Source organism: Priestia sp. ABM2_011, assembly GCF_056158845.1.
This window is the reverse complement of sequence record NZ_JBSWUB010000001.1, coordinates 4,495,279-4,507,100: the sequence shown is the minus strand read 5'-3', so window position 1 is coordinate 4,507,100 and position 11,822 is coordinate 4,495,279. Positions and strand designations below refer to the sequence as shown.

Sequence of the window (11,822 nt, the reverse complement as noted above, 5' to 3'; positions counted from 1 at the left end):
TTCATGTTTTGCATTTGTTCTACCAAATTTTCTAATGAGGTGATAGGCGTGCAACAAGCAATCGAAAGTGTAATTAGTGTCATCAATGATTTTTTTTGGTCGAATTTATTAATTATTTTACTTGTATCAATCGGTATTTATTTTACGATCCGCTCTCGTTTTTTGCAGTTTCGCATGTTGAAAGAAATGGTACTTGTTTTGAAAGAAGGACGAGCGGCTAAAGATGGGGGAGTCTCCCCGTTTCAAGCTTTCTGCATAAGCATGGCAGCTCGAGTAGGAACAGGAAATATTACCGGTATAGCGATTGCTATTGCTCTTGGTGGCCCGGGTGCTGTATTTTGGATGTGGATTATTGCCATTATCGGTTCAGTATCAAGTTTTGTAGAAAGTACACTCGCTCAAATCTATAAGGTAAAAGGGTCAAACGGATTTCGAGGAGGACCCGCTTACTATATGGAAAAAGGGTTAAATAAAAGATGGATGGGCGGGCTATTTGCTGTACTCATTACACTGTCATTTGGCCTGGTGTTTAACGCTGTGCAGTCTAATACGATTACGCTGGCATTTGAGAACTCTTTCGGAACGAGCCGCTTATTGATTGGGATTATTATGACAGTTATATTTGCGATAATTATTTTTGGCGGGATCAAACGCATCGCCAAGATATCGGAATACATCGTTGTCGTATTAGCCGTTTTATACATTGGAATGGCTCTGTTCATCATCTTTAAAAATATTGATCAAATGCCTGCCGTTCTATCTCTAATTGTGAAAAATGCATTTGGATTTGAACAGGCGCTTGGGGGATCAATTGGTGCAACGTTAATCAACGGAGTAAAGCGCGGACTGTTTTCCAATGAAGCAGGGATGGGAAGTGCTCCCAACGCGGCGGCAACTGCAGTGACGAGTCACCCAGTTAAACAAGGTCTTATCCAAGCATTTGGTGTCTTGACGGACACGCTCGTGATTTGTACAAGCACAGCATTTATCGTTCTCTTATCTCCCGCCTATAAGCAGGGACTAAGCGGCATTGAATTAACGCAAGCTTCTCTTAGTACACATATCGGTTCTTGGGCATCAGGATTTTTAGCTATCATGGTATTTCTATTTGCTTTTAGTACGTTAATTGGCAATTATTATTATGGAGAAACGAATATTGAATTTTTAAATTCAAATAAGATGTGGCTTTGGTCTTATCGTGTAGGCGTTTTAGCGATGGTTATTTTTGGGTCGGTTGCTCAGCTTCAGCTTGTATGGAATCTGGCAGACTTATTTATGGGGATGATGGTAGTGGTGAACTTAATTGCTATTTTTCTATTATCGAAAGTGGCTTTTTCTGCCTTGCATGACTATACTCAGCAGAAAAAGGAAGGGAAAAATCCAGTCTTTTATAAAGATGCATTAGAAAACAATCAGAATATTGAATGTTGGGAAAGAGAATCGACTTCATCCCCTTCTGAAAAAGAGAATATTATCTAAAAAAAGTTCAGCCAGTTGGCTGAACTTTTTTTTATGCGTTTTTCTTTAATTCAGTTTGCGTAGTGCCTTTAGAAAATAATGTTTCTTTCACGCCATTTGTTGCTGCTTTGGTTTTTGCAGCAAAGATTGGATTTAAAATAAAAACTACGAGTAGGTTAGATAATAATCCCCAGAACCCTTCATAAAGGCCAAATGAATTTCCTGTGGCATGAACGGTAAACGTTACAACCAGCCCTACTACTAATCCAGCAATCGTACTTTCTTTCGATTGATTTCTCCAAAACAGGCTGATAACAATAGCCGGGAAGATTTGTACCATGCCGGATACCCCTAGTAACTGTAGGGAAACAAGTGCTTGTGGGAATAATAAACCGAATAAAAGTGCCAGTCCAATAACAACAAAAACCATAGAACGAGTAACCATTGTTAATGTTTTACCCTGTACATTTGGATTAATTAAATCTCTAAATATATTATTTGCAAATAAGTTAGACGCTCCGATAGCCATGATAGAACATGGAATTAATGAAGCAAGAGCAATCGTTGCATAAGCTAACCCTTGGCCAATGCCACCATATGAATATTGAATCAAGGTTAATAATGCTAATCTAGGATCCGTTGTATCTTGAGGTAATACTTGATAAGCAATAAACCCTAAGAAGATGACTAGAATTAAAACAATATTGTAAAGAGGTAAGAAGACAGCATTTTTACGAAGCGAATCTGCACTTTTAGCAGTGAAAACACCTGTAGCAGCGTGGGCCCACATGAATAAAGCTAAAGCAGATACGAGTGATGCTGTAATAAACCATGGAATGCCCTTAGGTCCTTGTGTTGGGATCGTTAATAGCTGAGGTGCATCCTTTGCAACATTGTCAATCATGTTGCCCCAGCTTCCAAAATGCATAATTGGCAGAGAAACAACCATAAATAACATAATCGCCCATACTAAAATATCTTTAATAATTGCCGTATAAGTGGGACCTTTAATTCCGCTGAAAAAAGTATAAAGAGCCACAAGAAAGAATGAAAGAATAACGACAGCTTTTACATTAATGTAGCCAGTTCCTGCAACGCGAAGAGTATCTTGAATACCGCTAAGCTGAAGATCGATATATGGAATAAGCATCAATACACCTACTATGGCAATTAAAGAGGAGAGAAATTTACTGCTAAAACGTTCTCTAGCATAATCAGCAAGTGTAGTAAGTTTGTGCTTTTTAGCAACAGTCCAAAGTTTTGGAAGAAAAAAGTATGAAATTAAAAAGGCTAAAACAGAGTAAGGAATGGCAAAAAATGCGATGCTTCCTCCTTGATAAGCTGTACTTGTAAGACCTAGGAATGTATAAGCAGTATATAAATCTGCTCCTACTAAAAGCCAGACGAGCAGGCTTCCAAAACGTCTTCCCCCTACAGCCCACTCTTCAACGGAGCTTCTAGATGATTTGTCACGTCCTGCTATAAAGCCAATGGCGATAACGACAAGAACAATTGCTGATGTGATTAAAAGTGCGGTTAAATTTCCTTGCATTATTCAATGTCCCCCCAAGATTTTTGTAAACGATAAATGATAAATGTACACACAGGCGTTAAGAAGACCCATAAAAATAACCATAAATGCAAAAGAGGTAATCCAAAAATAATTGGATGAATGTTATTTACAAAAGGTAAAAAAGCGAATTGAGCAATAAACGGAATGATGAATAAAATAAATATTATGAATTTTCTGTTCAATTTTTACTCCTCCTCTAAAATTTATCTAACAATGTTCACTATGATAGCAAGTCTGACATAGTAAAGCAATAAGTTTTTTGAAAATTTCGTTATAAATTACGAAAATTTTTTTAGAAAAACAAAAAAAGGGTATGAGAAGAAGATATTTGAAATGATTAGGGAAGAAAAAGCAGGGGAGAACCTAAGCGCAGTTGCCTTTGAAACAAAAAAAGAACGGAAAAGAAGAAAGGTAGTTTTCTCGATGAGATAAAGTATATTGCTATTGCATTAAAGAAAAAGAATTTGTATGTTCAAATATAGATTTATGGAAGCTATAAAAACGAGCAAATAAAAAAACTAGACAATAAGTGCTTGTCTAGTTCCACCACTCTGTCAATGGTCCTTTGTCGCCATAAACAGGATCTGTTGTAGGAATAGGTACTTGTGCAATTTCATCAAATACGTGAGGGCGATCCGTTTGTTTTCCTGTTCGTAAGTTGTAATCCATGCCCTCTGGATAAGCTCCAACCACTTTAAAATCAGCAGTTGACTGCAGACGCATATGTCCTGTACCTGCAGGGAGTACGAGTACATCCCCAGCATGCACCACGATATTTTCTCCCATATGTCCACCTAGTTTTAAGCGTGCAGATCCGCTAATTACACCTAGTGCTTCATGAGAATTGCTGTGGTAATGGTGAAAATCATATATGCCGCCTACCCAGCTGTTTTTCCAGTTGTGAGAATTAAAAATGCTCTCTACTTTCTCTTTCTTACTAATAAATACGTGTTCATACAACAAAACTGGAAGACGAGGGTGATTTGGAATGGTTCCGTCGTCATCAAAATAAAGAACTTTTACATTTGCATAATTCATAAGCATCCCTCTAACAATCTTTTTTCGTAATTTTCCCTGTTTTTTGCTTGCGTAAACAGAGAAGTTTGCTCGAAGTACTTCATTCGTTGCGAAGTGCATGATATGTAGGTGTTAACGTTTTCCCAAAAGAAGTCTCCCACTTCAAGCGTAGCTAAGTGGTGGGCAGTTTACTTTAGTATCTTTTCTTCATATTGTATATAAGTAAAGGGGCTAGTGCAAGAATTCTATGGATATATAGATGTTAATTCGTATTTTGTAAATGAATAATATATATTAATATAATTTTTAGAAGATGATATGCTCGTGAAGTAAAAGAAACAAATAATAAGCAAGGTTAGAGTTTTAGTTGTTTTTTGTAATTAGGAAGAGATTTTAAGAAGATTTATTCTGAATTTTACGAATAATTCATTACTTTTGTAAAAGTAATGTAAACATTTTTGTGTATTGAGTAATAGTAATGAATGTTATATACTGATAAAAAATATATTCCTATATGTGACTGGCGCAACATGGATGACCATGGGGGAGCATATAGCGTATAAGCCGCGCGCCTGGGCAAACACTTGAGAAAATTTCGCAAGTGTTTTTTTTATTTTCCTAGGGAAGAGGAGTAGATTTGGATGAGCAATATGCAAAGGAAGATGGGAACATTTGCTTTAACCATGACAGGCATAGGTTCGATTATCGGTTCAGGATGGCTGTTTGGAGCATGGAAAGCAGCTCAAATTGCAGGACCCGCGGCTATTTTTTCATGGGTTATTGGAATGGTAGTTATTTTGACCATTGCCCTATCGTACGCTGAACTGGGCGCGATGTTTCCGCAAGCAGGGGGGATGGTTAAATATCCTCAGTATTCACACGGATCATTTATTGGATTTTTGGCTGCTTGGGCTAACTGGATTTCAATCGCTTCAACGATAACAGTGGAGGCTATTGCATCTGTGCAATATATGAGTACTTGGCCGTGGAAATGGGCTCGCTGGACTCATGAATTAGTAGACAATGGCATTTTAACGTCCAAGGGGTTGGCAGTTGCGTCTCTGTTATTATTCATTTACTTTTTTGTGAACTATTGGACGGTAAATCTCTTTGCTAAAGCAAACTCATTTATTACGATTGTTAAATTAATTATTCCTGGTTTAACGGCAGGGGCTTTATTTTTTGCTGGTTTTCATAGCGGGAACTTTTCAAGTGAGCATGGGGTAGCACCTTACGGATGGGCGAGTGTTTTAACGGCAGTGGCAACATCAGGTATCGTGTTTGCATTTAATGGGTTTCAAAGTCCTGTAAATATGGCAGGAGAAGCAAAGTCACCTAATAAATCGATTCCGGTAGCTGTAATTGGTTCAATTTTTATTGCTGGAATTGTATACATTATATTACAAATTGTTTTTATCGGAGCAGTAAGTCCGTCATCAATTGCGGATGGATGGAATCATTTGAATTTTAATTCTCCTTTTGCTGATTTAGCGATTGCGCTTGGAATTAACTGGCTAACAATTGTGTTATACGCAGATGCATTTGTTTCTCCTTCCGGCACAGGTGCTACATATACGGCAACGACTTCTAGAATGTTATACGGGATGCAGCAAAATGGATATTTGCCAAAGATATTTGGTACTCTTCATCCACTTTACAATGTCCCGCGCCCAGCTATGTGGCTAAATTTAGCAGCCTGCTTTTTGTTTCTCTTTTTATTTAGAGGATGGGGTGTCTTAGCAGAAGTGATCTCAGTAGCGACGCTTATCTCCTATATTATGGGCCCTGTAGCGCTTATAACATTAAGAAAAACGGCTTCACACTTTTACCGTCCATTTTATTTAAAAGGGGCATCAGTTATTGCGCCATGCGGCTTCGTTTTTGCTTCTTTGACGCTTTACTGGGCAAGGTGGCCACTTACAGGTGAAGTGATTTTTATTATGGCAATTGGCCTGCCAGTTTATTTTTATTACCAAGCGAAAAATAAATGGGTGGGCTTTAAAAAAGAATTTTTAACCGGGGCTTGGATGCTTATCTATTTAGCGTGCATGATTTTTATTTCCTACATAGGAAGCGAAAAATTCGGAGGCAAAAATATTTTACCTTTCGGATGGGATATGCTAGTGATTGCTTGCGTATCATTAGCCTTTTATTACTGGGGAATTAAAAGTGGCAAATCTAACCGATATATGAAAGAAGCTGAACAAATCAATCAAGAAAATTTTAAATCTAAATAAAAAACACGAGCCGGTGCTCGTGTTTTTATTTAGATGAATGGAGAATTTAGACTTAGTTTTTATCAAAATATTGTAAAAAAATAGATTTTAAGGTTTAAGGATTTACACAGAGGGAACCTTTATTTGGGATAAAGTTCTAAAAAAACAAAATAAAGGGGATTGGACAGCTGTGAAAAAAATGAATGTTTTGGCTTTGGTTTTTGTACTTATGCTAGTATTAGCGGCTTGTAACAGTTCTAAGGAAACGGGAGATCCACTTCGGCTAAAAATAAGGCGATTGAAGCATCTATTGACAGCGCTTCTTATATTTTAGTAGATAGTGATGAAGGAGCTACAAGTGAAGAAAAGGGGCTGTTGAAAGTTGATTTAAAAGTGAAAAATGTATCCAAAAACAGTATATCTTTATCGGATTACGACGGTGTGTATTTATATGAAGGAGATGAACAATTATCTCCAAAAACGGGAGTGAACAGTAGGGAACTTGGACTAGAAAGCAGTTCATCTGACAAGATTGGCGCTGGGAAGCAAAAAAAATTAATGTTCGTCTTTGAAGTCAAAAAAGATAAAAAGTACAAAATTGGGCTTCAGCCAAAATCATCTGATTATGATGAAGAAATTGACGAAGTAACATTAACACTGGATACGAAGAAATACGCGAAAAGCTATAATAAGCTGCAAGACCCAGAAAAAGCTCTGCAAGCTTACACGGAAGTTCTTTACTTAAACAAAGAAAATGTAGATTATGATAAATATGTAACAGCGGACAAAACAGCTGTCATAGAAGAACAGAAAAAAGCGTTTAATGAGGAATTAAAAGGTGCGTTTTCTAATAGTTTAACCGATAAAGCAAAAAAAGATTTTTTTAACATGTATAAAGATGTTTTGAAAGAAAAAGCAAGCGTAAAGACAAATGTGATTGCCAATGCAAATAATAAAGCTGTAGTAGAAGTGGAGTACACTACTGTTAATTTATCAGACTTATATTCATACGTATCGCAGCTTAAGAGAGCATATACAGATGAAACAAAAGATTACGATACAAAACACTCTGAAGAGTTTGCGGCTTCTAAATTCAAAGATATTGTAAATGAATTAGAAACGAAAGAAGGAAGTCGTCCGCTACGAATTTTTATGGTGAAAGGAGATGGGAAATGGACTGTGAAGTCAAGTGACCTATACAGTGACTCTTTAGGTAAAACGTTTGGATCGAGCTACATTCGATAGACAAAAAAGAGGCTAGGACAAAAATAGTTGAGCCCAAGTAAAAAACGAACCATTCATCAATCTGTTTGATGAGTGGTTCGTTTTTTTGCGATGGTGCATATCGTTTTATTTGTTTCGTTCCTTCTAGCAGTTGATTGGAGGGCAAGGCGAAGACTCCTGCGGGAAAAGCGGAACAGGTGAGACCCCGCAGGAGCGTAAGCGACGAGGAGGCTCAGCGCCCGCCCGCGGAAAGCGAAGCCTTGCACGGAAATCAATTGCGGTGTCATAAGCAGTCCAGCTCATGTATCTCATTTGTTCGTCTTTCAATTGGATTTATTTCGTTATGTCTCAACCTCTTTTTTGTTTTCTGTAAATAAATCAACGAGTTTTTTGTAAAGCTAAATTTATCGAAATATGCTAGTATAGGTTCATTCATTCTTTTATTCTTATTATGATAGGCATCAATGGAGGTTCTTACTAATGAAAGCAAATTATTGTAAAGATACAAAGGCCGTTCGAACGAGCCGCATTTTCCCTAATGATATTAATAATCACAATACGTTATTTGGCGGAAAATTAATGAGTGATATTGATATGATTGCGTCCATTTCAGCTTATCGTCACAGTCGTACAGAGTGTGTGACGGCTTCAGCAGACTCTATTCACTTTCTGCACCCTATTACGCCTCAGGATTCTGTATGTTTGGAGTCATACGTATCATGGACAGGTCGTTCATCCATGGAAGTGTTTGTGAAAGTGATTAAAGAAAATTTAAAAACCGGGGAGCGTCAAATTGCAGCTACATCATTTTTAACTTTTGTGGCAATGGATGATGATGGAAAGCCCCGCGCAGTACCGGAGCTTATTCCAGAAACAGAAGAAGAAAAATATCTGTTTCAAACGGGGGCAGATCGTGCTGCCACACGTAAACAAGTGCGTAAAAAAAGCAATGAACTAGCCTCAGTGTTGGATTTAGGACAACCTTGGTAGCATAAAAGAGAGGCTGAAAAGTATTTTAGCTCAAGTGAAAAACGAACCACTGATCAACACGTTTGATTAGTGGTTCGTTTTTTTTGTTATGGTGAACGTAGGTTTCAGCTGTTTCGTTCTTTCTAGCAGTTGATTGAAAGGAGAGGTGAAGTCTTCCAATCAACTGCGGTGTCACAAGCGGTTCAGCTTATGTATCCCATTTGTTCGTCTTAGGATTGGATTCATTTCGTTATGCCTCATCCTCTTTTTTATATTTGATGAATCTTTCCTCCTAATCGAGAGGAGGAAACAAAATTATATGAAATTTATTTTCGTTCATGGTAATATGAATTTAATATAATTTTCTAAAAAGTTTAAAAAGTACAACATTTATAAAGAAAGGTGTCGTGTCTAATGGTAACAGTAGAAGCAACAGAAAGACAAAACAGCAGCACTGCCCTGCGCCGTGACGTAAAATTTCTCGGTCAATTGTTAGGGAAAGTTCTGGTTCATCAAGGTGGAGAAGAACTGCTCAACAAAGTAGAAAAAATACGCGAAGTGGCAAAATCACTTAGAGAAAACAAAGATGAAGCCATCTATAAAGAAATAAAAAATGAAATCGTTACTCTTGAACAGCCGATGCGCGCGCAGGTTATTCGGGCGTTTGCCGTTTATTTTCATTTAGTTAATATTGCAGAGCAAAATCATCGAATTCGTCGCAGACGGGAATATCAGCAGCAAGAAGATTCTATTATGCAGCCGGGTTCATTGGAAAGCGCCGTTGTTTCGCTTAAAAATAATGGCGTGGCGCCAGATATAATTGCTAATTTGCTTCAAACTTTATCACTTGAGCTTATCATCACGGCACATCCAACAGAAGCCACTAGACGAAGTGTCCTTGATATTCATAAACGAATGGCTGAGCTTCTGAAAAACTTGGATAATCCAACGTTAACAAAACGTGAACGTACAGAAATTGAAGAAAGACTGTTTAGCGAAGTGTTGATTTTATGGCAAACAAATGAACTGCGAAATCGCAAGCCAACCGTAATGGATGAAGTATCCAATGGATTATATTATTTTGATGAAACGTTATTTGAAGTGCTTCCTCAACTTCATCAGGAATTGGAAAATTCATTGCAGGAGAATTACCCCGAAGAAAATTGGAAAGTGCCTAATATTCTTCGATTTGGTTCATGGATTGGCGGAGACCGAGATGGAAATCCAAACGTAACTCCTAAAGTAACGTGGCAAACGCTTGTCAAACAAAGGAAGTTAGCTATTCGTAAATATAAAGAGTCGCTTACTCAATTGAGACAAAGGTTAAGTCAGTCTACAAAAAGAGTCGCGGTTTCAGATAACCTTCTTAATTCTATTAATCAAGAAATATCGCTGCTGCCTGAGAAAAAGCGATGGAGAATCAAACACGAAGTATATCGCTGCAAGCTTACGATTATGCTTCATAAATTAAATTTAGTCGGAGAGTCGGAAGCAGGTTATCAAAGGTCGGAAGAACTTTTACAAGATTTGTTTCTCATCAAAGATAGCTTGCAAAAGCATCAGCCTCAAGATTATCAGCTGAAAAGCTTGTGTAAATTAATTCGCCAAGTTGAGCTGTTTGGATTTCATTTAGCAACGCTTGATATCCGTAATCACAGCGGAGAACACGAAGCGGCAATCAAAGAAATTTTCCATGCTGTTTCTTTAGCTGAAGATTATTCAGCGTTAACAGAAGAGAAAAAAGTTGAGCTGCTAGGGAAAGTTCTTCAAGACCCAAGACCTGTGCTATCGTTTGTAGAGAATTACTCTAAAGAAACGCAGCAAGTAATTGAAGTATTTAACATGATACATCGAGCACATAAAGAATTTGGAGAAAGATCCATTGAAGTCTACTTAATCAGTATGACGCAGTCTGCAAGTGATTTGTTAGAAGTCATGGTACTTGCCAAAGAAGCGGGTATTTACCGCCTTCATGCAGATGGCCGCATTGAAAGCAAGTTAAATATAGCTCCGCTGCTTGAAACGATCGATGATCTCACAGCAGGTCCTAAGATTATGGAACAGCTATTTCAATTAGATTTTTATCGAGAGCACTTAAGAAAACAGAAGGATTTGCAGGAAATCATGCTTGGCTACTCAGATGGAAGCAAAGATGGCGGAACGCTTACCGCTAATTGGAAGCTCTACAAAGCGCAGCAGGAAATTCACGATATGGCGAGGAAGTATCAAGTTCGTCTGAAGTTTTTCCATGGCCGAGGCGGCTCACTAGGCCGAGGAGGAGGTCCGTTAAACCGAAGCATTTTATCTCAGCCTGTTGAGACGCTAGGAGACGGTGTTAAAATTACAGAGCAAGGAGAAGTTCTTTCTTCTAGATACTCTTTATATGACATTGCTTACCGAAGCCTTGAACAAGCGGTCTCAGCTCTTCTTACAGCGGCAGCAAATGTTTCTCAAGAAGCTGAACAATGTGATATTCGCACACATGAATGGGAAGAAACAATGGACGAGATTTCAACTGCTTCGTTACGTAAGTATCAAGAGCTTGTTTTCAACGATCCAGACTTTTTAACCTACTTTAAACAAGCTACACCTCTTCCTGAGCTCGGGGCTTTAAATATTGGGTCACGTCCAATGAGTCGAAAAGGAAGTGATCGCTTTGAAGACTTGCGAGCAATTCCATGGGTATTTGCATGGACGCAAAGCAGACAGCTGCTTCCAGCCTGGTACGCTGCAGGTACGGGCTTACAGCATTTAGTAGAGAAATCCGGAGATATACAGCTTCTTCAGCAAATGTATAAAGAATGGCCATTTTTCCGCTCGACCGTCGATAACCTGCAAATGGCTTTAACAAAAGCAGATTTAATGGCAGCAAAAGAATACACAGAAATGGTACAAGATCCGGTTATTTCAGAGAGGATTTTTACCGCTATTAAAAAAGAGTATAATGTTACGAAAGAAATGATTCTTCAAATCACGGGGCAAAAAGAATTAATGGATCATCTTCCTACGATTAAAGAATCTATTAAATTACGAAATCCGTATGTGGACCCTCTAACCTTCTTGCAAGTTAAGGTTATTTCCAAGCTGCGTGAAGATGAGGCTGAAACGTTAAATGAAGAACTTTTAAAAGAAGCATTATTAACGATTAACGGCATTGCAGCAGGATTGCGTAACACAGGCTGATGATACCAAAAGACACCTCAATAAAACAAAAGAGGTGTCTTTTGTTCATTCTTCTCACATAAAGAACTGCCTGTCAGTTCCTTCTCTTTTAAAGAGAACTTCCGTCTGTTAAATAGGCACTGAGAAAAATCAGTGATAAAATAGAGAAGAACTGGTAATATTCTACAAACAAGTGCCAGTGG

9 protein-coding genes and 1 riboswitch are annotated in these 11,822 nt (G+C 38.0%); of the genes, 6 read left to right on the top strand and 3 right to left on the bottom strand.

Annotated features, from left to right (window positions below; translation table 11 throughout):
• Positions 1-48 precede the first annotated feature (48 nt).
• Positions 49-1,479 carry an alanine/glycine:cation symporter family protein gene (locus ACXAE4_RS23755; RefSeq protein WP_028412289.1) on the top strand — a complete coding sequence of 477 codons (1,431 nt, stop codon included), beginning with the start codon at positions 49-51 and terminating at the stop codon, positions 1,477-1,479.
• A 31-nt stretch (positions 1,480-1,510) separates the two neighbouring features.
• Here the strand turns inward: ACXAE4_RS23755 and ACXAE4_RS23750 are convergent, their stop codons facing one another.
• The 3 genes from ACXAE4_RS23750 to ACXAE4_RS23740 all read right to left on the bottom strand — a co-directional run bounded on the left by ACXAE4_RS23750 (position 1,511) and on the right by ACXAE4_RS23740 (position 4,168).
• Positions 1,511-3,010 carry a sodium:solute symporter family protein gene (locus tag ACXAE4_RS23750; protein ID WP_028412288.1) on the bottom strand — a complete coding sequence of 500 codons (1,500 nt, stop codon included), beginning with the start codon at positions 3,008-3,010 and terminating at the stop codon, positions 1,511-1,513.
• The gene (locus ACXAE4_RS23745) at positions 3,010-3,213 is read right to left on the bottom strand and encodes a DUF3311 domain-containing protein (RefSeq protein ID WP_013055514.1); all 204 of its coding nucleotides are present in this window, start codon (positions 3,211-3,213) and stop codon (positions 3,010-3,012) included. Before ACXAE4_RS23745 ends, ACXAE4_RS23750 begins: the two co-directional genes overlap by 1 nt.
• A 355-nt stretch (positions 3,214-3,568) precedes the next feature.
• Entirely contained in the window at positions 3,569-4,168 is a 600-nt protein-coding gene (locus ACXAE4_RS23740; RefSeq protein WP_080754378.1) for a cupin domain-containing protein, read from the bottom strand.
• A gap of 386 nt (positions 4,169-4,554) precedes the next feature.
• Positions 4,555-4,633, top strand: a riboswitch (ZMP/ZTP riboswitch).
• Positions 4,634-4,689: 56 nt separating this feature from the next.
• Between ACXAE4_RS23740 and ACXAE4_RS23735 the strand changes: the two genes are divergently transcribed.
• The 5 genes from ACXAE4_RS23735 (at position 4,690) to ppc (ending at position 11,640) form a co-directional block, all read left to right on the top strand.
• Entirely contained in the window at positions 4,690-6,285 is a 1,596-nt protein-coding gene (locus tag ACXAE4_RS23735; protein WP_028412286.1) for an APC family permease, read from the top strand.
• Between the two features lie 354 nt (positions 6,286-6,639).
• Complete coding sequence (locus ACXAE4_RS23730) at positions 6,640-7,509, top strand: DUF5105 domain-containing protein (RefSeq protein ID WP_475237053.1); 870 nt, start codon at positions 6,640-6,642, stop codon at positions 7,507-7,509.
• Between the two features lie 130 nt (positions 7,510-7,639).
• Entirely contained in the window at positions 7,640-7,777 is a 138-nt protein-coding gene (locus ACXAE4_RS23725) for a hypothetical protein (protein ID WP_167387308.1), read from the top strand.
• Positions 7,778-7,968: 191 nt separating this feature from the next.
• Positions 7,969-8,478 (top strand): acyl-CoA thioesterase, encoded by a 510-nt coding sequence (locus ACXAE4_RS23720; RefSeq protein WP_013055518.1) that lies wholly within the window; start codon positions 7,969-7,971, stop codon positions 8,476-8,478.
• Positions 8,479-8,871: 393 nt separating this feature from the next.
• On the top strand, positions 8,872-11,640 hold the full coding sequence (gene ppc / locus ACXAE4_RS23715) for a phosphoenolpyruvate carboxylase (RefSeq protein WP_475237051.1): 2,769 nt from the start codon (positions 8,872-8,874) through the stop codon (positions 11,638-11,640).
• The last annotated feature ends 182 nt before the right edge of the window (positions 11,641-11,822 follow it).

Coding starts and splice junctions, on each gene's coding strand:
- ACXAE4_RS23750 (WP_028412288.1), bottom strand. CDS start 3,010: ATGCAAGGAAATTTAACCGCACTTTTAATCACATCAGCAATTGTTCTT.
- ACXAE4_RS23740 (WP_080754378.1), bottom strand. CDS start 4,168: ATGCACTTCGCAACGAATGAAGTACTTCGAGCAAACTTCTCTGTTTAC.
- ACXAE4_RS23735 (WP_028412286.1), top strand. CDS start 4,690: ATGAGCAATATGCAAAGGAAGATGGGAACATTTGCTTTAACCATGACA.
- ACXAE4_RS23720 (WP_013055518.1), top strand. CDS start 7,969: ATGAAAGCAAATTATTGTAAAGATACAAAGGCCGTTCGAACGAGCCGC.
- ppc (WP_475237051.1), top strand. CDS start 8,872: ATGGTAACAGTAGAAGCAACAGAAAGACAAAACAGCAGCACTGCCCTG.